Origin of the sequence: Paenibacillus sp. BK033 (assembly GCF_004345425.1) — a bacterium.
Taxonomy (GTDB): domain Bacteria; phylum Bacillota; class Bacilli; order Paenibacillales; family Paenibacillaceae; genus Pristimantibacillus.
In genome coordinates this window covers 901,667-922,946 of record NZ_SLVP01000002.1, presented here as the reverse complement: position 1 = coordinate 922,946, position 21,280 = coordinate 901,667, and the positions used below count along the sequence as shown (strand labels likewise).

Below are 21,280 nucleotides of genomic sequence, written 5' to 3'. Positions count from 1 at the left end.
TTTACCGCCTCCCGAATTTACGGAATAAGCCGTAAATAGCGGCGATAACAGCCAGGATGATGACAATGCCGATCCAGCCCCAGAGGACCGAGGATTTCACGGCGACGCGGAACTGCGCGTCGGCGGATTTTTCCGGAGAAGCGGCATTGACGTTTACCACGTAGTCGCCTGCGAGTGCTTTTTTATCCGCTTTAATGGTGGCTTGAACATGGGCGGTTTCTCCCGGCTTGATGGAAGCAATGGTCGCAGGCTCGAAGGTAACCTCCCAGTCGGTTGGATTTTCCGCGGTCATGGCCACTTGCTTGAGCTCCGCCGAGCCTTTGTTGGTGACGACCAGATCAAGCTTGCGGGTGGAGCCGGCGGTTACGCTTGTACTCAAAAGATCGTTAGGCGTGCTTAACGCCAAATCGTAGGTGCCCGTTACGACGGCTTCCACCGTTGTGCTCCCGTTCGTAGAGTTGTTGGAGGCGGATATCGGAATGTCATAGGTACCGGCTTTAACCGACTCCGGCGGTTTCGCGCTAATGGTAATCGTCTTCTCGCCGTTGGCATCGACCTCAACCGAGGTCACGCTGTTGCTTCCGTCGCTGAACGTCACGTCCCAGCCGGCAGCGGCTTCGGCAGCAAGCGCGTAGGTTTGTTTCTCGGCTGTGCGGTTTCGAAGCGTCGCGCTGAAGGTAAACGTAGAGTCCGAATGCCCCTGCATATTGGGCTGATCCGTCGTTAATTCGGTACGGAAGGTACCCTGCTCTGAGACTTGAACGGCAAGCGGAAGAACGCTTCCGTCGGCATTCATTTGAAATTGGTACACGCCCTTGTTGATCTCGAGCGGAACGTCCAGCTGGAGGTTTACCGTTTGGGATTCTCCGGGCTTCACCGCGATCCTGCTTACGGTACGCCCTCCCGCGGTGAGTTCGTAATCCCACTTGTTCCCCTTCTCGTCGAAGCCAAGATCCACCGTCTGGGTAGACGAGCCGTGGTTGATAATGTCCACCGAGTATGCGATCGAATCCCCCGGCGGCGCGGACAATTGTAGATAAGGCGTATACAGCTCTACCGCCGCTGCCGCCGAGACCGGCATGGCGCCTGCTCCCCATGAGACGGCACCTAATGTCATTCCTAGCGCAAGCAAGTATTTAGCGCTTTTTTTGCGGCATGCTTGAAGCATGCGATCCCCTCCTGTAGCTCTGAAATTTGGAATGCGTCGCCTTGAAGCGTACGTAATCGGTACGAATGGCAAAAGGGATTGGATTTGCGAACCTGAAAAAAAATTTATTTTTCCTCCGGCGAAAATTCTGGTACAACGTTAGGTAGATGAGGTTGATTCGGTTAGCGGGGGAGGAACGGCTATGAGCCGCTTGGAGGATATGAGCGAGGTTCTTCGCGACATGTGCGAAGGCGAGACGGAGGCCTTTGACCGGTTTTATGCCCGGTATGCGCCGCTTGTCATGCAGGTTGCGCTGCGCACGCTGGGAGAACGGATGGAGGCGGAGGATGTTTGCCATGATGTGTTTCTTGAAGTGCTGAGGCGGGGAAAGGATTACAATCCCGGGCGCGGATCGCTGGAGGCGTGGCTGGCGGTGATGACAAGGAGCCGCTGTCTGGACCGTCTGCGCAGAGCCAAACGGATAGCCGAGAAGGGGAAGCAGCTTGGGCAGGACACCGCATCCAGCGGCAGAAGCTCGGAGGAGATTGCCCTGCGGCATTTGGAGCTGGAGGAATTAAACGAAGCGCTTAAGAAGCTGCCCCGCAATCAACGGAACGCGGTCGCATACAGCTATTACAGCCCGCATACGCAAAAGGAGCTGTCCGATGCCTGGAACGTTCCGCTCGGTACCGTAAAATCCTGGGTGCGATACGGCTTAAACAATATGCGCAAGCATCTGGAGCGAAGGGGAAGCGAGCGAACGACCGGAGTAGAGGAGGGACGGAGATGAGCGTAATGCCGGAAGAACAATGCAAAATCGGATTTAGCGAGGAACAATGGATTGATTGGCTGCTCGGAAAGCAGCCAGGCGTGCGTTATGCAGAGATGGCCAATCATTTACAGCAATGCTCGGCCTGCCGGGAAAAGGTAACGGAATGGCAGTCCATTTTTGCCCCGGCAGCCGGATACGGGGAGTTTGACCGGACCGCGGATGACAGGCTTCCGTCGGACCGGATCCGCAATAGGCTGCGATCGCATGTTCGGCGGCGCGGGATAGTTAAGCGGCTGAGATCCGGCTGGACGTCACGCAGCAAATGGACGGCCGCGCTTGTCTCCGCCGTCGTTGCCGTCGTCTGTGCGGCTTCGCTTTACGGCAGCGTCCGGCAGCCCGACGACCAGCGCAATGATTATGTCGCCGCGCACGAGCCGGAAGCAGTGGACTTTATTCACGCGCCGGAGACGGCCAGTTATAAAGTGCATCCTTATAACAATGAGCTTGGGGAAGGGTATATCTGGTTTAACAGCGACTCCGGCGAAATGCTGGTCCTGCTGGACGGCATGCTGTCGAGCCGCGATTACGACATACAGGCATGGGCGCTGGAGGGCGGCAGCCGGGTCAATCTGGGATTGCTCGAGCAGTCGGAGAAGAAGCATGCCCATCTCTATGTGAAAGCCGGAGCATTGGTAAAGGCAAGCCAGCTCGCGCTTACCATTGAGCCGTCGGGAGGCAGCGTGGAGCCAACCTCGCCGGATGCTTTCCTGTTTAAGATGGAGCATTAGCCTTGGCATTAAGATCGAGCAATAGCTGCGCCATCTTGAAGACGGTCTGTTCGTCAGCCGGCAGGTTAATGGTGACGGTAAAGCGGGGAGCGTCCGATACGATAAAAGAAAGCTGGTTAAACGCCAACGTTCCGGCTTCCGGATGATAATTGAGCTTCTTTCCTTCGGGCCCGTTCAGCACGTCATGCTGCGGCCACCATTCCCGGAAATCTTCGCTTGTTCGCTGCAGCTCGTCAATCATCTCCAGCCACCAGGCATCACCCGGGAATTTGGCATATCCGGCACGGAATTGGGCAAGTCTGTGCCGCGCATGCTTCTCCCAATTTTCCTTCAGGAGCTCCCGGACGCCGGGCAAACGGAAAGAACGCCATACGGTATTGCGTTCGCGCTCCGACATCGATTCGAAAGGGCCGTATAAGAGATTCGCGGCTTTATTCCATGCCCGGATAATCAGCCGTTGATCGGTAATAAAGGCCGGACTTGTTCCCTGACGGTCCAGGAAGCTTTGCAAATGCTCGCTGATCCTGTTCTCATCCAGGGAGAGGTCAGTCGGAATCTGCTGGATAGCCAACAGGAACAAATGCTGACGCTCATCGGCGTCCAGCTGGAGCGCGCGGCTGATGCAATCCAGTACTTGGGCGGATACCTGAATCGGCCGGGCTTGCTCCAGCCAGGTATACCAGTCCACGCTTACGCCGGAGAGCATGGCTACTTCCCCGCGTCTTAGTCCCGGCGTCCGCCGGCGCCCGATCGCCGGCAATCCGGCTTGCTCCGGAGACAGCCGGGCTCTCCGCGTCTTCAGAAATTGCGCAAGCTCTCTTAATCTTGCCTTGTCATCCATGCGATAGAACCTTCTTTCCGTTATCGTTCTTATTAAAATTCTTATCCTAGGAGAAAAACTCCTAGGATAAGCTCTCCTCTTATTCTCTAATCGGATCCATTATACACTCTATGGGAATTCGACATGAAGAGATAAGGCAGGGGAAGAACAAATGGAGAAAGCTTTACAGCAAGTATCCGGCAGAAGCGGGCTGCTTCTGCTCGGACTATCGCTTGGTTATTTTATGGTGCTGCTGGATATGACGGTCGTTAGCGTGGCCCTTCCGGCTATCCACGAAGATCTCGGGGGAGGGCTCATAGATCTGCAATGGGTCGTCAATGCTTATACGATCGTATTTGCCGGGCTTTTGCTGTCCATGGGAGTGTATGCGGACCGGTTGGGGGCAAAGCGGGTTTATGTCGGCGGTCTCATCCTGTTCTTTGCGGGTTCGGCTGCCTCCGCGGTTGTATCCGATATAGGCGCGCTCATCGCTTTGCGGGCTATTCTTGGCATCGGAGGAGCCGCTTTGCTTCCGGCCTCGTTATCCTTATTGTCCCATGCCTACCCCGTGCCGGGAGAACGGGCCAAGGCGCTGGGAATATGGACCGCGGTTACGGGAGCCGCGATGGCGGCAGGACCCGTGATTGGCGGAATACTCTCGGACTCGTTTGGCTGGCGGAGTATCTTTCTCCTTAATGTTCCGCTTGCCGCAATAAGTCTGCTGCTGACGTATTTGCTGGCGGATGAGACGCCCCGGTCCGCGCATAAGGGCTTTGATGCGGGAGGACAGGTAAGCGTCTTGGCGTCAATTGCCGCATTATCCTTCAGTTTGATGGAGGGGCAGTACTACGGCTGGAGTTCACCCGTCATTTTGGGAACCTTCGGATTGGCGATTCTGTGCATGATCCTGTTTGTATTCCTTGAAGCAAAAGGGCGTGCTCCGTTATTTCCTTTAAGCTTGTTCAGGAACGGCACCGTGTCCGCGGGGCTGGTGGCAGGCATGGCAATTAACGTGGGATTGTCCGGGGTGCTGTTTGTATTGCCCTTATACTTCCAACAGAGTAAAGGCTTATCGGCGCACGCGGCCGGCCTGTCCCTGCTCCCGATGATGCTGCCGCTCGCCTTTAATCCGATTCTGACCGGACGGATCGTCAGCCGGATCGGCGCGAGGACGCCCATGGCGGCAGGATTTGGGCTCGGAGCGGCAGGGACGCTGCTTCTGGCATGGGCCGCTTCGGGCACAAGCTATGCATGGACATTTATTGGGTTGATCTTGATAGGCTTTGGCGTTTCCCTGACCATTCCTTCGCTGATGGCGGCGGTTATGTCCTCCGCTCCGAGGGAACAGACGGGGGCGGTTTCCGGAGCGGTCAACGCAAGCCGCCAGCTTGGGTCGGTTCTTGGCGTTGCCTTGCTTGGGGCGGTGTTGAACGGCAGCCAGTCGTTTCTATCCGGGATGCGGCTCTCTTTTATCCTGATCGCGATTCTGCTCTCGGGAGGTTCTGTTCTGACCCTTGCCGTGTTCGGCAAGAAGAGATAAGCTGTCTATCGGCTGGCAAGCATCTTAATATAACACCTAATATTCCCAATAATACACCTCGTCCTGTACACCCTTACCTTCTAAGATGGGAGATGCAACTAATCCTTGGCGGGACTTAAGGGGGAGTACGAATGGCACGAAGCAAGGCAATGCTGTCTGCTTTGATGGCGCTGCTGCTGTTGTTGACGGCGTTTCCGGTGTATGCGGCGGACAGCGGCAACAACGAAGCAGTCGCTGCGGTCAGCAGCGGCTCGGACAGCTATGTGCGGATCAAGAACAAATGGAAAGGCAATTATTTGTATGAGGGCTCGGACGGCGTTGTCCGTTACGGCTTTACGGCGATGGACAACGAGAGCTCCCATTGGCTGATTGAAGACAGCGGGGGAGTGAAGCGGATTAAAAACCGCGCAACCGGCCATTACATCACGATGGAGGATACGAATCAGCGGCGAGAACCGCTATTCAGCCGGAGCGTTGCAGCCAGCACCACGGCTGATCAATGGATCATCGCGGATTCCAGCCGTGCCGGTTATGTCATTATCAGGAATGCCGGCGATCCGTCCGCGAACCTGGTTATTCATCAGGAGGACCAGCTTGGATTCGCGGAAGTCAGCGGCGATATCAATATTACGTTCGAAAGCCCGCAATGGGCGCTGGAGCCGGTTGATCCGGCAGGCGTTCCCGTCCGGATCGTGAACCAGTACAAAGCAGGCCAATATTTGTATGAGGACAAGGACGGCTTTGTCAAATTTGGCGCTGCCGGCGGCATTACCGACCCGGTCACCCATTGGTATATGGAAACGGTGGAAACGAAAGAAGACGGAAGCTCGGTTATCCGTTTGAGGAACCGCGCGACCGGGCATTACGTTACGCAAGGCGATGAGGGCTGGATGCAGCTTAAGGCAATCGCTCAAGACGGCTCGAGAAGCGAATGGACGATGGCAGCTGCGGCTACCGCAGGCTATGTTACTTTTACCAACGTATTTGCGGCGCAAGCAGAAACGCCTCTTACCTATGTGCTTAATACCCAGTTCCCGGATGATACCAATGTCCGTGCCAACGACTGGGCTCAGCCGGCATGGGGAAGCGCGCAATGGCGGATCGATATGGCGGCGGATGTTCAGCCTGTCCGGATTGCAAGCTATTCCGACGATCCGGCGGGAGCAGCGTATTTATACGAAAATAACGGGGTTGTGCAATACGGAGCGCTGGACAGCGCCAATGCAGGCAGCTATCTCTACCAATGGATCATGGAGGATTTCGATGGCAAGACGCTCATCCGCAACGTGGCAACCGGCCACTATATCCGGGGCGGGTCGTCTCAGCCGACGGATCCCCTGACGGCGGATAAACCGGCAGCTATCGATGCTTCCTACCAGTGGACGCTGGCATCTTCGAAAATCTACGACGACTATAAGACGATCCAAAACGCAAGCGGGGCCAATGTCTATCTGCATAACGCGGATGCAACGGGATCTGCCCAGGCGGGCACGGTGGATCCGGACACGAATCCGGCGCAATGGCTGCTTGCCGATCCTTCGGCAGCGACGGACGGGTCCCCGCAGTTTGTGCGTATTATGAATGAATGGCAGTCCATGTATCTGTATGAGGATTCGCAGGGCAATTTGAAATACGGCAATATCCGCGAGGACGATCAGCGCGATCAATGGGTCATTGAGCGGTTCCAGGGCCGTAAGCGGATCAAGAACCGCGCGACCAATCATTATATCAATCTGCAAAATGTAACGGACGGACATATCAAAGTATCCGACGTGGAGGACGACTGGAGAAGCGCCGTTTGGGTCATCGAGGATAAAGGCGGCGGCTCCAGGCTGATTCACAGCGTACTGGACGCAAACGACGCAGAAGGCTCGCAAAAATACATCAACCTGCAGAACCTGACCAAATATGCCGAGTACGGCATTATTAATCCGAACTGGGGCAGCCCGCGCTGGCGCTTTATTAATGTGCCTGAAGCCGCGCCAAGCAATCTTCGGATCAAGAGCAAGCTGACCGGCGGTTATCTGTACGAAGTGACGGAAGCCGGCGCGGATCTAGGCAAATTGAAATTCGCCGACATTCCCGAATCCGATACCTCGTCGATCTGGTTCCCGGAAGACGCCGGCGACGGAGTTGGATCGGTAAGGCTCAAAAACCTCGCAACCGGACATTACGTTTCGATGGAGGGCGTAGGCGGTTCGGTCGAGCAGGACGCGCCGGACTTCAAGCTGGTTGCGGAAAGCATCTACCCGCAATGGGGCAGCGCCAAGTGGTACCTGCAGGATAGCGCATATGAAGGCTATGTGAATATCAAAAGCGCATGGGCCGGCCACTTTGTCTATGAAGCGAGCGGGGACGATGCAGGGTATGCGAAAGTAAGCAAGCTTGTTGCGGGCAATGATGAAGGGCAGTTCGCGGCGGAACCGGTCGAAGTGCCTGAAGCATCGCTGCCAGCCGTTCCCGTCCGGATCAAAAATGCCGCAACCGGCCAATTCCTTTACGAGAACCATGGCGGTGTCGTGCTGTACGGCAACGTGGATGCGGATAACGGCTACTCGCATTGGCTGCTTGAAGAAGCTAACGGATCTTACCGCATCCGCAACCGCGTATCCGGTCATTACATCTCGGTAGACGATAATTACCGGTACATTACGAGCGGAGCATTGGAAGAAGCGGCGGCAAGAGCGGACTGGTCCATAGAGCCGCAAGGCACAACCTACTTGATCCGCAGCTTATACGGCAGCTTTGACGATGAATATATCAATGTGCAAAATAGCGCGGGCTACGCCGAACGCGGCTTGTTCCCTGCGTCCTTCGGGACGCTGCAATGGAGCTTTGACAACGCGCCGGTTGACTTTAGAACGCCGGTAATGGGCGATGAGCGTAACGAAGCAACCGGCACCCCGATTTTTAACGATACCAATTACATCGCCATAACGGCCGGCGGCAAAAATCTTGCGGAATCAAACGGCACGGCGGTCGTAACGGCTAGCTCCGGTGCTGGTCATTCAAGCGCGGAATGGCTGCTGCAGGACTACAACGGCCGCAAGCTGATCAAGAACCGCGCTACGGGCAAGCTGCTGTCGAAGGACCTTTCTCTCAAGGACAGTGCGGCGGCCATAACGGATGCCGAGCAGTGGATGATTGAAGAACGGTTGGGACATTTTGCGCTGGTTAACGCGGCAGATAAGAAAGGAGCTTTGCATATAGAGGGCAGTTCGCTGGAGTACGGCGAAGCGGCTTCTCCAGCCGTTTGGAGCTTAACTCCGGTGCAAGACAAGATTGTTTACGAAGCGGAAAACGCCTTCCGCAGCCAAAGCATTTCGGCAGAAGCTTTGTCGGAAGGATATACGGGCACGGGTTATCTAGAAGGCTTGAAGAATAGCAGCGATCTGATCCGCTTTGTTGTGAATTCGGAAGAAGCGGGTGCCTATGACGCTGCAATCCGTTACCTGGGTAGTCAATCCGGTACGCTGAAAGTGACGGTCAACGGTATTCCCTCCGATGACGCGAACCTCCCTGCGGCATCGAACTGGAAGAATGCCGAGTTGTCGCTTGCGCTTCGCGCGGGCGTTAATACGGTTACGGTACAGGGAGCGTCAGGCAGCGGCGGCTATTCGATTGATTCGCTCTCCGTTAATCATGCGGTGAATTTGGCTTATCGCGGAGCGACCGTTCCTTACTTAACCTACGAAGCCGAGCATGCGGCTACCAATGCCGCGTTGATTGGACCATCCCGAGTATACCGCGACATGGCCTCCGAAGCTTCGGGCAGACAGGCGGTATCCCTTAGCGAGACCGGCGATTACGTAGAGTTTACCCTCGCTCGGCCGGCCAACTCCATCGTATTGCGGTATGCGATCCCGGACAGCGCGGACGGCAGCGGACGGCAGGAAACGCTAGGGCTTTACGTAAACGGCGAATTTAAGCAAAAGCTCAATCTGACTTCGAAATACGCTTGGGAATACGGCAGCTACCCGTGGTCCAACGATCCGAAGCAGGGCAGCGCGCACCGCTTCTTCGACGAGATCCATGCGCTGATCGGCGATGTGCCTGCCGGCGCAACGATCCGGTTGGAAAAAGACGCGGACAGCACGGCGAATTACTACGTGATCGATTTGGCCGACATGGAGCAGGTTGCAGATCCTTTGACCATGCCGGACGGCTTCCTGTCCGTCGCGGATTACGGCGCAGCCGCGGATGATGGCGCGGATGATACGGCAGCCTTTATCGACGCTATGGCAGCCGCCAAAGCCGCAGGCAAAGGCGTCTGGTTCCCCGCGGGTACCTTTGAGCTTCGCAGCAGCCTGCTGCATGTCAGCGACGTGACCATCCGCGGTGCGGGCATGTGGTATACCACGCTTCTTGGAGCAAGATTTATCGGCGATGGCGGACATACCGAAGTGTATGATCTGCTCGTTGACGGCGACTTGAATGTACGCGATGACGAAGCAAGCACGCATGGCTTCGAAGGGGAGTTTGGCCCGGGCTCCGTTATCCAGAATGTATGGATTGAGCATTCCAAGACCGGTCTCTGGCTGACGCGTCTGAAAGGAAGCATGGGCTATACGGACAGCTTGCATATGGTTGGTCTCCGAATGCGCAATCTGATGGCGGACGGCATTAACTTCTGCGTCGGAACGAGCAATAGCATGCTGGAGCAAAGCGACATCCGTTATCCGGGTGACGACGGCATTGCGATGTGGTCGGCGGAAGGCGTAGCCAGCGTAAATAATACGGCACGCTTTAATACCGTGTCTCTTCCTTGGCTCGCGGACAATATGGTCATCTTCGGCGGCAAAGACAACAAGCTGACCGACAACATCGCCAAAGACACGATTACCAACGGTGCAGGCGCAGCGGTATCGACACGCTTCAATCCGGTTCCGTTCAGCGGTACTACGGTCGTTGAACGCAATACGCTGATCCGAACAGGCAGCTTCGATACCGGCTATGGCGTGAACCTTGGCGCGATCTGGGTATTCGCAAGCGAGAAGGATCTGAACGGCACCGTATACATCCGGAATAACACGGCCCTCGACAGCACGTATGCCGGACTGATTGTGCATGGCGACTTTAACGTGAGCGGCGTCTCCATTGAGAATACGGTTATTGACGGCACGGGGACAAACGGAGTGGATGTGACGCCTAACGTAAAAGGATCCATAATGGCGGATAACCTTATCGTACGCGGTGAACGGATCTCCGTTCTGAACGATTCGAATCCGGGCTTTGCGTTCGAGGAGCAGAACGAAGGCTTCGCTAGCTTGTTAAAGCCTTTCCGGTTCGCGGTAGGAAATGACCGTATCGGACCATTCGTGATGGAGAAACAGACATCTGAAGCGGTTCATGTCTATAACCGAAGCGGGGAAGAAGTAACGGGAGATGCGGTTATCACGATCGACAACAGCAATATTGCTTATTTAGAAAACGGAGCATTAAAAGCAGCACGTCCAGGCACTGCAAATATTTCCGTCGCTTATAACGGCGTGAAGCGCGTATTTACGCTTCAAGTGACGGGAGCGGAAGACAGCGGCACAGGCACGAATCCGGGTAACACCGGCCATACGGGCAGTAACGGAACGGAAGTCATTACGGCAGCTTCGAAGCCGGAAGACAATGACCTTGCCTTGAAAAACAAAGTAAACGAAGGACATTCCGTCGTTACGGTTGATGTCAGCGCTTCAGCGGCATCCGGTAAAGCAGCCTTTACGGTAAAAGCATTGCTGGAGCTGGCCGGCTCCAAGCCGGACACGGTCTTGGTCGTGAAAAACCAGCAGGGAAGCTACACGTTCCCGCTGAAGCAGCTTATATCAATTTTGAAGGCTAACGGTATGACGGAAATTGTTAACGCGATATGGACCTTCTCGATCCAATCGCCTTCGTCTGACCTGACTGCCAAGCTGAATAAGGATGCGGCAGAACATGGCGTAACGACGATTGGCTCTGCGCTGGATTTCGGCATCTCGGTTCAATCCGGGTCGAAATCGATCATTATTGAAAGCTTTGGCGGAGTATACGTGGAAAGAACCCTTACGGTAAATGGCGTGCAAGAGGCGGGCAAATTAACCGTATTGGTCTACGATCCGGCAACGGGTACATTCAGTTCGGTACCGGCTTTTGTTACGGTGAAGGACGGCAAGACGGTTGTGACGATTAGAAGCATGGGCAACAGTATTTATACCGCAGCGAAGCTTGACCGTACCTTCACGGATACGAGCAGCCATTGGGCCAAAGCGGACATTGCCCTCCTTGCCGGCAAAGGTATTCTGAATGGCGTAACGGCAGGCAAGTATGAACCGGAACGCGCGGTGACCCGCGCCGAGTTCGCCGCCATGCTGGTTCGCGCGTTAGGAATCCGCCAGATTGGCGAGGCACGCAGCTTCAAGGATGTTCCAGCCGGCAGCTGGTATGAAGAGACGGTGAAGCTCGCATCCGGTGCAGGCATTATCAATGGCTATGAGGACGGAACCTTCCGTCCGAATAACAAGGTAACCCGCGAAGAGATGGCCATGATGGCAGTCAAAGCGATCGAGCTGGCAGCAAGCAGTAAGCTTGTTGCGGCAGACTTGAGCTACAAGGATGCTGGCCATATCTCCAGATGGGCATCCGATGCCGTAGGCAAAGCGACCGGTGCAGGTTTATTAAAAGGAATGCCGGACGGCTCCTTTGCTCCGGCAGGCAGCGTAACCCGCGCCGAAGCGGCAACGCTTTTGAAGCGTTTGCTGGTATCGGCAGGATTGTTGAACGGATAAGTGAATGAACGAAAAAGCGGCCGTGCTGATAGGCACCGGTCGCTTTTTGCTGTTGCCATGATAAACGATACTATTTTCTTTTTGCATGTACAGCGGAAACGGGTTATCTTAATCCTTGAGGTTTTTTATGGAACCGTTGTTGAGATTCAATAGTTTCTACATAGAAGGAGAGATAAAGAATGACCCAAGACGAGATTTTCATGAGAGAAGCGATCTACCTCTCCAAGCTGGCCGTAGAGCATGGCAATGAACCTTTTGGGGCGGTACTGGTTAAAAATGGCGAAATCGTATATTCCAACGAGAACCGGATTTATTCGGCGACGGATCCAACGTTCCATGCGGAAGCAGGCTTGCTGCGGAGATTTTGCGCAGAAACGCAGATAACCGATTTGCGGGAATACACCATGTATTCCAGCTGCGAGCCTTGTTTTATGTGCAGCGGGGCCATGGTATGGACGCAGCTCGGGCGCTTGGTTTACGCAGCCAGCGATATGGATTTATGCGGCCTCTTGAATGAAAAAGGAAGCCGATGCTCCGAGATTGTCTTTGGACATTCGCACCATAAACCCGAGGTCCTTGGAGGCGTATTAAGAGAGGAAAGCCTGAGCGTATTAGCCGGCTATTTCTCGCAGCACGACAAGGGATAAACCATTTTCATCTAAAAAACCCTGCACATCAGCTTTCATAACGCTGCGAGCAGGGTTTTTCAATTTTTAATAAAATAAGTTACTTCACGGAGACGCGGATGGAGGCCGTTTTACCGCCGAAGGCTGCTTTAATCGTTGCGCTGCCTTTGCGTACCGCTGTGATTTTGCCATCCTTGACGGTTGCGATGGACGAATTGGAGGAAGTCCATGTTGCGCCGCTCGTCGCGTTCACCGGGTTGCCCGTATAGTAGATGGCTTGCAGGCTGACCGTCAACGTATCGCCCGCCGACATCTGCGCGGATTTACTGGAGAGCTGCAGCGATTTCAGCTTTGGCGTAACCGTGACGGGGACTTCAACCGTTTTTCCTTGGTATTTGCCCGTCACTTTGGTTGTACCCACATCAATGGCTTTAACGGACGATGAACCGCTGATCGCAGCGATATTTTCGTTTGCGGCAACCCAGTTCATTTTGGTGCCGATGGAAACCTTCTTGCCGTCCTTGTAATAGCCCGTAACCTTAATCGCCTTGGATCGTCCCGGATTCAGCTCCAGCTTCGTTGGTTCAACAACCATCTTAACGATTTCCTCTTCGATCTTAACGCGAACGGAGACGGTTTTGCTCAGATAAGTTCCTGTTAAGGTTACGTTGGATGCTTCCAGACCTTTTAACGTCTTATCAAGCAAAACGATATTGTCAGACGCCGTATTCCATTCGATCGCTTCGGAAATATCGGCTTCCGTACCGTCCTCGTAAACGACCGTTACCTTTGGAAGGTTCGTCTCTTTACCCAAAATAACGCTCAAGTCTTTGGCTTCGGATAAAAGCTTGATCGGCTTCAAGTGAACCACAAGCTTTACCGTGGCCTTCAGGTCCTGCACGGTTCCCGTGAAGGTGGTCTCTCCAAGCTGCTTGGCCGTCCAGACGCCATCCTTAAGCTCGGCTATTTCCTCGTCCGCAACGGTCCATTTCACAAGCTTGGATACGTCAACGCTGGAGCCGTCGAACGTGGTTGCCGTTACTTTCGGAAGCTCGCCTTCGATTCCTTTGAAGCCGTCGATCGACGTTTTTTCAGCCTTCAGCTTGGTAATGCTCGGATACACCGTCACATCGATACTGCGGCTAACGCCACGGTAAGCCACGGTAATTTTGGTCGTGCCAACCGCTTTCGGAATGACTTTTCCTTGATCAACGGTAGCGATAGTAATATCGGAGGAAGTCCATGTGCCTACGGTTGTAATGTCCGAAGATACGTTCGAATTGCTAAGCACTTCCGCTTTGATCTGCAGAGGAGCATCCTGCAATTGCATATGGTATTCCTTCTCCGGAGCAATCTTGATGGACTGATAAGGGGTCCGGACGACAACCGTGATCGTGTCCGATACTCCGAGATAAGAGACCGTGACAGTCGTTTTGCCTGCGCTGACGGCAGTAATGACTCCTTTGTTCACAGTAACCATTTTCGCATTAGCGCTTGTCCATTTGGCATCGTTTGTGACATCGGAGGATTCTCCGGATTTCAATACGGCGTCTGCTTCCAGCTTGTAATCATCGCCGCCTACTTCAAGCTCCAACAGATCGCTAGCCGCTTCCGGAGTAATAGCGATGGATTTGTAAGGCGACGAGATCGTCAGTTTAATAGAATCCGACTTGCCCTTGTATTTCGCCGTAATCGTAACCGTGCCGGCACCAACAAGCGTGATGCGGCCGTCATCGACGGTAGCGATGGACGAGCTGGAGGTTGTCCATGTCGCATCGTCCGTAATATTCTGGCCGTCTCCGTCAAGCGTAAATACAAGCGATTGACCTAAAAGCACATCGGTTAAGGCAGTGGGAGCCGCTTGTCCGTTTTGCATAATCGTAACCTGGTTGTATACGTAATCCGATGTTGCTTTAATCGATAAGGAGAACCCTTTATAGGCAGCGGTGATAGTGGCCGTACCTTTGCCCGTACCGCTTAACACGCCTTTATCAACTTTGACGATAGAGCTATTGGATGATTTCCACGTTACGTCCGTTGTTACGTCTTTTTTGGATGTTGAGCCCGAAATGGTCGCAAGTACGGTGAGGTCCACATTGCCGTCTTCGACGTACATTTCCAGCGATGATGTGCTTGGATTGTAATCCGACTCCGCGTAGCTCCACTCGATGCCTGTCACGGTATCCGTCGTCGCCGCATGCGCAACCCCATTCAGGCTAGTCATGACAAGCGTCATGGCAAGCACGGCTGCGAGCCAGCTGCGGACGAACTTGAGCGACAGTATTTCTCTGATGTTTTCCTTCACTAATTCCCTTCCCTTTCCTTGGAAAATGTTTCTTGCTCTCTTTTGTTAACGGCATTCGAGAAGAAAAAATAAACCGCAACCGCTAAATTTACTATATATAAACATAAAGAAGAAACCGATGGCCGGCTTCTCCTTTATGGAGAACTTCATAAGGGCATGAAATAATATTGGTATTATTTGCTTCCCGAGTCTCTTAACGAAAAGTGAGTAACTTTAGTTGCAGAAGGGATGGAAACATATTGATTTTAAAATGACACGGATAACGAAAGGGGGGCGCCTTCGCTTGGAGCCGCACCTTCCTGCTGCGGAGGAGTTATTCTACATCCGTTTCAAATAACCGTTTCCGTTTTATTTTTGTGTTCGCCGCTCCATAAAGTAACCTCTTGGCAACGGTGTAACCGATCAGGTACACGGCAGCCGACGTATTCCCGTCAACCGTAAACGGTATGACTGAAGCATCCGCAACGATTAGATTTTTCACCCCATGTACGGCCCCGTGACGATCAACGACTCCTCCTCTTTCCAAAGGAGCCATGCGAAGGGAGCCTTGCTGATGATGGTTGTGATCGAAATTTTGTTTAATAAATTCTTCGAGCTTGGAATCATTCTCTATCACGTCGGGTGCCGGAGAGACGAGTCGGTAAGAGGGATCGATGGAAGCGAGCTCGGACGCTATATCTTTGACATAAATTCTGTAAATATTTTTTATGGCGTCCATATCGGAAGGATCCATTAAAAAACCTTCATCCGCGAGCACGATTTTTAGCGGATCTTTATTTTGCAATTGTATAGTACCGCGGCTCTTCGGCTTTAAATAAATCAATCCCAACGTCAACATGCCATCTGTGCCAATACCCAGCATTTGCACCGCCCGGCGTTTCGGATTCGAACCGGTTGGATCCGGCAAGAAAGCTCCTCCGGTATAAAGGGCGTTCGTATCGTTCCGAGGCAATGCAGCATCACCCGGGTTAGTCGTGAAAACCGCGAAGTTAAGCGTATGGTTTCTTAGTCTCCGGCCCACATTCGGATTGTTGAATATGCAGGGAATACCTGCCTCTTTCAGCTCGGAGGCCGGCCCTATGCCGGACAACATTAGAAGCTGGGCACTGTTGATGCCTGCCGAAATAATGATCTTTTTTCTAGCATAGGCTCTTTGCCGCTTGCCATCTTGTAAAAACGCAATGGCTTTCGCCCGTCTGTTTGAGAATAGAACTTTCAGAACTGTCGAATTGAACAATACCCGCAGCCGACGTCCATTTACTCCCTGGCCGTTCGGCTTCATAATGTCTCCGGAAAGAAAGGCTGCGGATGAGCTTTCTCGCCGGCCGTTCGGATTTTGGTACAATTGCCAACGCGAAAAAGGGCCAAGGGGAGTTTTCGGATTATTATAATCTAAAATTTCCGGGAAACCCGTTGCTCTTTCGATGGCCGTCACCAGTTTCTTTGCCATCGAAGTCGGATGTTCCGGAGCTTGCCGAATATCGATCCGCCCGCGATACCCGCGGGCTGCCGGATTGCCGGTCTTCCCATTATATTTTTCTAGCTCCTTAAATCGCCGAATAGCTCGGGCTGGGGACCATAGAGGCCCTAATAATCGTTCCCACTCCTTCATGACTGCCGAGGTAGGCCGTACATATTGTTCACCGTTGATCGAGGAGCCCCCTCCAAGGAGCCGGCCCGTGGTCCACTCAAACATGCGGTCATCCAGTTCTGCTTGGGGAATACCTTCGCCTTGCCAAAAATATTCCGGGAAAAACCGTTCTTCCAGCTCCAAAGCCATGGCCGAATCTCTAATCGGTTTGTCGTTATCGTTATTCGATCCGGCTTCGAGAAGCAATACGGAGGTTTTCTTGTCGTCGGTAAGGGTTTTGGCTATTACCGCACCGGCAGGTCCCGTTCCGACGATGATATAGTCATATATCCGATTCATAATCATGCATTCTCCTTCATTAGGCTAATGTATGATATTGCCCTTCGATGTCCAATGTGCCGCTCATACGTTATATAATAGTTTGCAGAAAGGGGACGGTTGCATGAGAGTTATTGATTTGTCGGCATTAATTGCAGATGGAATGGCCGTATATCCCGGCGATCCGGAGGTTAAGGTCAAGGTAGCGCATACATACGAAAGTCATACCTGGGAGCTGCGGAAGCTTGCCATGGGCAGCCATACCGGAACGCATGTGGATGCTCCATCTCATATGCATGCCGGTGCGGCAACCTTGGATGAGCTGCCGGCGGAACGATTTTTTGGACCTTCGCGTATAGTTCGCATTGGAGAATCGGCATGGCCGGAAGGGCGAGGACTATTTTTCATCGAGTCGGCCGGGCTGGAATGCTATGAACGACTTGCCGCTTTACGGCCATCGTTTGTAGGCGGAGAATTGACGGAAGAATTGGAGCGTGCCTTGCTCGGAATCAATATCCTAACGTATACGGGGCTGCAGGGCTTGGATCGCCTTCCCACCAATAGGGATTTTATATTTTACGGATTTCCGCTGCGGATTGCTGGTGGTGACGGTTCACCGGTCCGGGCAGTTGCTGTAATAGAAACGGAAGAGGAAGAGGAGTGAAATATCGGCTACGCAGACCAAATTGGCAATCCGTTTGTCATCCTGATTCAAATCGTTGTCCCGCTGGCGTTGATCTTTCTGTTAACCGTTTGCGGTTATAAAGGCAGAATGCCCATTGTAACGGACTGCTGCTAGATTATTTAGCGAGATATTAATCGTTCTCATCTATAAAAACGACTCGAGGCTGCCCCATCATGGGGCAGTCTCTTTTTCTAACGAAACTACGTACCGCCATTCGCCCAAAATGGGAGACTTTCTATTTCCAACGAAACTACGCATCGTTATTCCAGGCTTTTGCCCCGTTTTTAGCCACGAAATACACCGATAGCGATACGTAGTTTCGTTAGATTTAAAAAACCGCTGTTTTCCGCCAAATAACCACGTTTCGTTAGATCGATTCCCGATCCCTCGATCCCCGATCCCTCGATCCCCGATCCCCCCATAACGCACCTTTCAACGAGCCCCCAGCCAAGAAGTCAATTCTAACGAGAAAAAAGTAAAAATAACGGCATAGGTCGCGCTTTCCCATTCTCTATAATAAAAACAACTTCACTACTTCCTACTATATTCTAAGAAATTCGAGGTGCTTAAGATGGAGACTTCACCGCAAGTAATAGGCAAGCTGGAGAAGCCGAAAAAAGTACGCTCGCTGCAAAGCGGAGAGACGCTGGCCGGTTGGCTGTTCGTGAGCCCGATGCTCATTGGCGTATGTATTCTCGTTCTTCTTCCGATTGTCGCGACAATCGTGCTCAGCTTCGCCGACTGGAACTTTGTTCAGGGCTGGAAAGGGATTGATTGGGTGGGCTTCGGCAACTTCAAGAAGCTGTTCCATGACGATCAGTTCATCCGCTCGGTGCGCAACAACTTTGTATTCCTGCTCGCCGTACCAATCTATATGATTATTTCCATGGTGCTCGCCGTCATCATCGACCGCCATGTTTACTTGAAAAGCTACTTCAAGGTTGCTTACTTTATGCCTTACATCTCCAATATCGTTGCCGTAGCGATCGTGTGGCAGGTCTTATTCCAGCCGTCTTTCGGCCCGATCAACCAGATTCTGCACACGCTTGGCGTAAGCAATCCGCCGAAGTGGATCGCGGATCCGCATTTCGCGCTTGCCTCCATTATGATGATCGTCGTATGGACATCGATTGGCTTCAACATGATTATTTACATTGCCGGATTGCAGTCGATCCCGAAGGATCTGTACGAAGCGGCCGATATCGACGGGGCGAACGGCTGGATCAAATTTGCCCGCATAACGTTCCCGCTGCTGTCGCCAACTTCCTTCTTCCTGCTTGTAACCGGCATTATCTCAACCTTTAAGGTGTTTGATATCATCGCGGTTATGACGCAAGGCGGGCCAATCGGCTCCACGTCGCTGATGGTATGGTACCTGTACGATACGGCTTTCGTGAACTTGAAGGTCGGTTACGCATCGTCGATCGCGGCCATGCTGTTTATTTTCGTCCTTCTCATTACCTTCGGACAATGGCTTGCGCAGAAAAAATGGGTTAACTACTAACGGAAGGAGACCAACCTTATGGAGACATCTAACACAGCTTTCAACTGGCGCAAAGGCGTTCTAACCGTCCTCATGTTTGCCGTCAGCATCTTGTTCCTGCTTCCGTTCATCTGGATGCTGGTCACTTCGTTCAAGATCGAGAAGGACGTCTTTGTCTACCCGATCGAATGGATTCCCCGCCACTGGCACGCTATCGAGAACTACAAGGAAGTATGGGTAGGGGACTATCCCTTCTGGAAATATTATTTGAATTCCATCAAAATCGCAGTCATTACGACCTGTATCTCTGCGCTGTTCTCGTCCCTTGCCGCATACGGCTTCTCGAAGATCAAGTTCAAGGGCAGCAATTTCGTGTTCCTGATCGTGCTTGCGACTTACATGGTGCCAAGCCAGGCGATTCTGATTCCTCAATTTATCCTGTACCGTCAAATCGGCTTGTTCGACAGCCACTGGGGCTTGATTATCCTTAGCAGCTTCAGCGTATTGGGAACTTTTATGCTGCGGCAGTTCTTTATGGGGATTCACCAGGAGTTTATCGAATCTGCTAAAATAGACGGGGCCAACCATTTCCGGATCTACTGGAGCATCGCCTTCCCGCTGGTGAAACCGGCAGTCGCGACCTACGCGATTCTGCGTTTTATCTGGACCTGGAACGATTACCAGAATCCGCTGATCTTCCTTCGCACGGACTCGCTGTTCACGATTCCGCTGGCCATGCAGAAGTTCACGTCGCTCAGCGGTGAGTTCTACTCGCTTATTATGGCAGCTGCCGTATCGGCGATCCTGCCGCTCCTTATCATCTTTATCATTGGTCAAAAAAGCGTTATCGAGGGTATTGCATTAGGCGGCGTAAAAGGGTAACGAACATGAAAGCGTTAGCAAGAAAGTCGAATTTGTTGCAATTTAGGTAAAGATAGTTTCATCCTTACCCGATTGCCGCTCACTATAATGAAAACTATCAACATCCTATAACCTTGCATTTCAGAGAGGGGCATTTAGAAATGAAAAAGAGATGGGCATCGGGACTCGCGATTAGTTTACTGCTTACCGGAGTATTGGCAGGCTGCGGAAACTCCAACAACAACAGTGATTCGGGCATCAAGAACGCAAGCGCGGCTCCTTCCACGGAGGCAAGCTCGAACGCAGGAGGCAGCAGCGCGGCAAGCGGAGATCCGGTAAAACTCCGCCTCTACACGTACGGAACGGAGCAAGCTTACAACTGGAAAGCAACGCTGGACGCTTACCACGAGAAAAACCCGAACGTAACCGTTGAGCTTGTGCAGCTCAGCGAAAAAGGCGACACGCAGGAATCGATGAAAAAGCTCGATCTTGCCGTAGCCTCCGGCGAACAAATCGACGTGATGATGTTCAGCGACGCGGCAGGTTACGCACAACGCGTAGCGCTTGGCATGGCTGCTCCTCTTGACGATTTCCTTGCGAAGGACGGCTACAAGGTAGAAGAGGATTACAAGGTTGATACGCATCTGAACGGCAAAGTGTACGCGCTGCCAGGCAAATTCAATCCTTGGTACGTGCTTCTGAACAAGGACAATCTGGACGAAGCCGGACTTGCGGTTCCGACGGACTGGACTTGGGATGAATACGCGGACTACGCGAAAAAGCTCACCAAAGGCGAAGGCGCGACAAAACGTTACGGCACCTACTTCCACGGTCCGCAAAACGGCGGCTGGATGGAATATCTGAAGCTGATGATGGAGAACCAGCCAACCGGTTCCGAATTCCTGAAGGCGGACGGCACGTCCAATCTGGATGATCCGAACTTCAAGAAGACGCTTGAGCTTCGCGTGAAAATGGAAAAAGAGGATAAGTCCTCCGTTCCTTACTCGGATATGATCTCGCAAAAGCTGGCTTACCGTAACCAATTCTTTAACCAATCGGCAAGCATGCTGACAATCGGCTCCTGGATGAACACGGAAATCGGCGGTACGGATACGTTGCCTCTGACGTTCCATGTAGCGGTTGCGCCATTCCCGAAAAACAATGCCAGCGACCAATCCGGCATCACCCCGGTTACGACGGACTATGTGGCGGTATCGGAAAGCTCCAAGAACAAGGAAGAAGCTTATAAATTCGTTCGCTGGTACACAACGGAAGGCCAAGTCGTGCAAGGCAAGAACATTCCGGCTTGGAACGGCGTAAGCAACGATCAGGTAGCAGGCATTATCGATACGATTCTTGCGGGCACGAAGAACCCTGAGCTTGTTGACAAAGAAAGCCTCGTAAATACGCTCGTGAATTCGAAAGCAACCGAAATTATCGCTCCTGCTTCTTATCAAGCCGAAGTATACAAAGCGATCAACGAAGAGTACGAGAAGCTGATTCTTGGCAACCAAGACATCGATACGACCGTTGCAAATTCCAAGAAACGCGTGGACGAAATTATTGCGGCGAACAAAAAATAATAAGGT

Annotated in this window: 13 protein-coding genes; 9 read left to right on the top strand and 4 right to left on the bottom strand. The window is 52.8% G+C overall.

Annotated features, from left to right (window positions below):
• Position 1: 1 nt before the first annotated feature.
• Positions 2 to 1,168, bottom strand: coding sequence for a COG1470 family protein (locus EV294_RS11145; RefSeq protein ID WP_132306715.1), 1,167 nt, complete (start codon positions 1,166 to 1,168; stop codon positions 2 to 4).
• A gap of 181 nt (positions 1,169 to 1,349) precedes the next feature.
• Between EV294_RS11145 and EV294_RS11140 the strand changes: the two genes are divergently transcribed.
• Positions 1,350 to 1,937 (top strand): RNA polymerase sigma factor, encoded by a 588-nt coding sequence (locus EV294_RS11140; protein ID WP_132306713.1) that lies wholly within the window; start codon positions 1,350 to 1,352, stop codon positions 1,935 to 1,937.
• Positions 1,934 to 2,707 carry an anti-sigma factor domain-containing protein gene (locus EV294_RS11135; protein ID WP_132306711.1) on the top strand — a complete coding sequence of 258 codons (774 nt, stop codon included), beginning with the start codon at positions 1,934 to 1,936 and terminating at the stop codon, positions 2,705 to 2,707. The genes EV294_RS11140 and EV294_RS11135 overlap by 4 nt, the downstream gene beginning before the upstream one ends.
• Here the strand turns inward: EV294_RS11135 and EV294_RS11130 are convergent.
• Complete coding sequence (locus tag EV294_RS11130; RefSeq protein WP_132306709.1) at positions 2,691 to 3,548, bottom strand: helix-turn-helix transcriptional regulator; 858 nt, start codon at positions 3,546 to 3,548, stop codon at positions 2,691 to 2,693. The two genes, EV294_RS11135 and EV294_RS11130, sit on opposite strands and share 17 nt — an antisense overlap.
• A 151-nt stretch (positions 3,549 to 3,699) precedes the next feature.
• Between EV294_RS11130 and EV294_RS11125 the strand changes: the two genes are divergently transcribed.
• The 3 genes from EV294_RS11125 to EV294_RS11115 all read left to right on the top strand — a co-directional run bounded on the left by EV294_RS11125 (position 3,700) and on the right by EV294_RS11115 (position 12,469).
• Positions 3,700 to 5,067, top strand: a complete 1,368-nt coding sequence (locus EV294_RS11125; protein ID WP_132306707.1) for an MFS transporter — start codon at positions 3,700 to 3,702, stop codon at positions 5,065 to 5,067.
• 131 nt (positions 5,068 to 5,198) lie between these two features.
• Positions 5,199 to 11,822 (top strand): S-layer homology domain-containing protein, encoded by a 6,624-nt coding sequence (locus EV294_RS11120; protein WP_132306705.1) that lies wholly within the window; start codon positions 5,199 to 5,201, stop codon positions 11,820 to 11,822.
• Positions 11,823 to 12,001: 179 nt separating this feature from the next.
• Positions 12,002 to 12,469, top strand: a complete 468-nt coding sequence (locus EV294_RS11115) for a nucleoside deaminase (protein ID WP_132306703.1) — start codon at positions 12,002 to 12,004, stop codon at positions 12,467 to 12,469.
• Between the two features lie 79 nt (positions 12,470 to 12,548).
• Here EV294_RS11115 and EV294_RS11110 read toward each other — a convergent pair whose 3' ends face one another.
• Both EV294_RS11110 and EV294_RS11105 read right to left on the bottom strand, forming a co-directional pair.
• Positions 12,549 to 14,753, bottom strand: coding sequence for an Ig-like domain-containing protein (locus EV294_RS11110; RefSeq protein ID WP_132306701.1), 2,205 nt, complete (start codon positions 14,751 to 14,753; stop codon positions 12,549 to 12,551).
• A 313-nt stretch (positions 14,754 to 15,066) separates the two neighbouring features.
• The gene (locus EV294_RS11105) at positions 15,067 to 16,689 is read right to left on the bottom strand and encodes a GMC family oxidoreductase (RefSeq protein WP_132306699.1); all 1,623 of its coding nucleotides are present in this window, start codon (positions 16,687 to 16,689) and stop codon (positions 15,067 to 15,069) included.
• A 97-nt stretch (positions 16,690 to 16,786) separates the two neighbouring features.
• On the opposite strand from EV294_RS11105, the gene EV294_RS11100 reads away from it, so the two are divergent.
• The 4 genes from EV294_RS11100 to EV294_RS11085 all read left to right on the top strand — a co-directional run bounded on the left by EV294_RS11100 (position 16,787) and on the right by EV294_RS11085 (position 21,274).
• Positions 16,787 to 17,326 carry a cyclase family protein gene (locus EV294_RS11100; protein ID WP_132306697.1) on the top strand — a complete coding sequence of 180 codons (540 nt, stop codon included), beginning with the start codon at positions 16,787 to 16,789 and terminating at the stop codon, positions 17,324 to 17,326.
• Positions 17,327 to 17,918: 592 nt separating this feature from the next.
• On the top strand, positions 17,919 to 18,851 hold the full coding sequence (locus EV294_RS11095) for a carbohydrate ABC transporter permease (protein WP_132306695.1): 933 nt from the start codon (positions 17,919 to 17,921) through the stop codon (positions 18,849 to 18,851).
• Positions 18,852 to 18,869: 18 nt separating this feature from the next.
• Positions 18,870 to 19,712 carry a carbohydrate ABC transporter permease gene (locus EV294_RS11090; RefSeq protein WP_132306693.1) on the top strand — a complete coding sequence of 281 codons (843 nt, stop codon included), beginning with the start codon at positions 18,870 to 18,872 and terminating at the stop codon, positions 19,710 to 19,712.
• 140 nt (positions 19,713 to 19,852) lie between these two features.
• Positions 19,853 to 21,274, top strand: coding sequence for an ABC transporter substrate-binding protein (locus EV294_RS11085; RefSeq protein ID WP_132306691.1), 1,422 nt, complete (start codon positions 19,853 to 19,855; stop codon positions 21,272 to 21,274).
• The last annotated feature ends 6 nt before the right edge of the window (positions 21,275 to 21,280 follow it).

Bases quoted from the DNA above. Each gene is read 5' to 3' on its own strand.
- EV294_RS11145 (WP_132306715.1), bottom strand. From the start codon at position 1,168: ATGCTTCAAGCATGCCGCAAAAAAAGCGCTAAATACTTGCTTGCGCTA.
- EV294_RS11140 (WP_132306713.1), top strand. From the start codon at position 1,350: ATGAGCCGCTTGGAGGATATGAGCGAGGTTCTTCGCGACATGTGCGAA.
- EV294_RS11135 (WP_132306711.1), top strand. From the start codon at position 1,934: ATGAGCGTAATGCCGGAAGAACAATGCAAAATCGGATTTAGCGAGGAA.
- EV294_RS11130 (WP_132306709.1), bottom strand. From the start codon at position 3,548: ATGGATGACAAGGCAAGATTAAGAGAGCTTGCGCAATTTCTGAAGACG.
- EV294_RS11125 (WP_132306707.1), top strand. From the start codon at position 3,700: ATGGAGAAAGCTTTACAGCAAGTATCCGGCAGAAGCGGGCTGCTTCTG.
- EV294_RS11120 (WP_132306705.1), top strand. From the start codon at position 5,199: ATGGCACGAAGCAAGGCAATGCTGTCTGCTTTGATGGCGCTGCTGCTG.
- EV294_RS11115 (WP_132306703.1), top strand. From the start codon at position 12,002: ATGACCCAAGACGAGATTTTCATGAGAGAAGCGATCTACCTCTCCAAG.
- EV294_RS11105 (WP_132306699.1), bottom strand. From the start codon at position 16,689: ATGATTATGAATCGGATATATGACTATATCATCGTCGGAACGGGACCT.
- EV294_RS11100 (WP_132306697.1), top strand. From the start codon at position 16,787: ATGAGAGTTATTGATTTGTCGGCATTAATTGCAGATGGAATGGCCGTA.
- EV294_RS11095 (WP_132306695.1), top strand. From the start codon at position 17,919: ATGGAGACTTCACCGCAAGTAATAGGCAAGCTGGAGAAGCCGAAAAAA.
- EV294_RS11090 (WP_132306693.1), top strand. From the start codon at position 18,870: ATGGAGACATCTAACACAGCTTTCAACTGGCGCAAAGGCGTTCTAACC.
- EV294_RS11085 (WP_132306691.1), top strand. From the start codon at position 19,853: ATGAAAAAGAGATGGGCATCGGGACTCGCGATTAGTTTACTGCTTACC.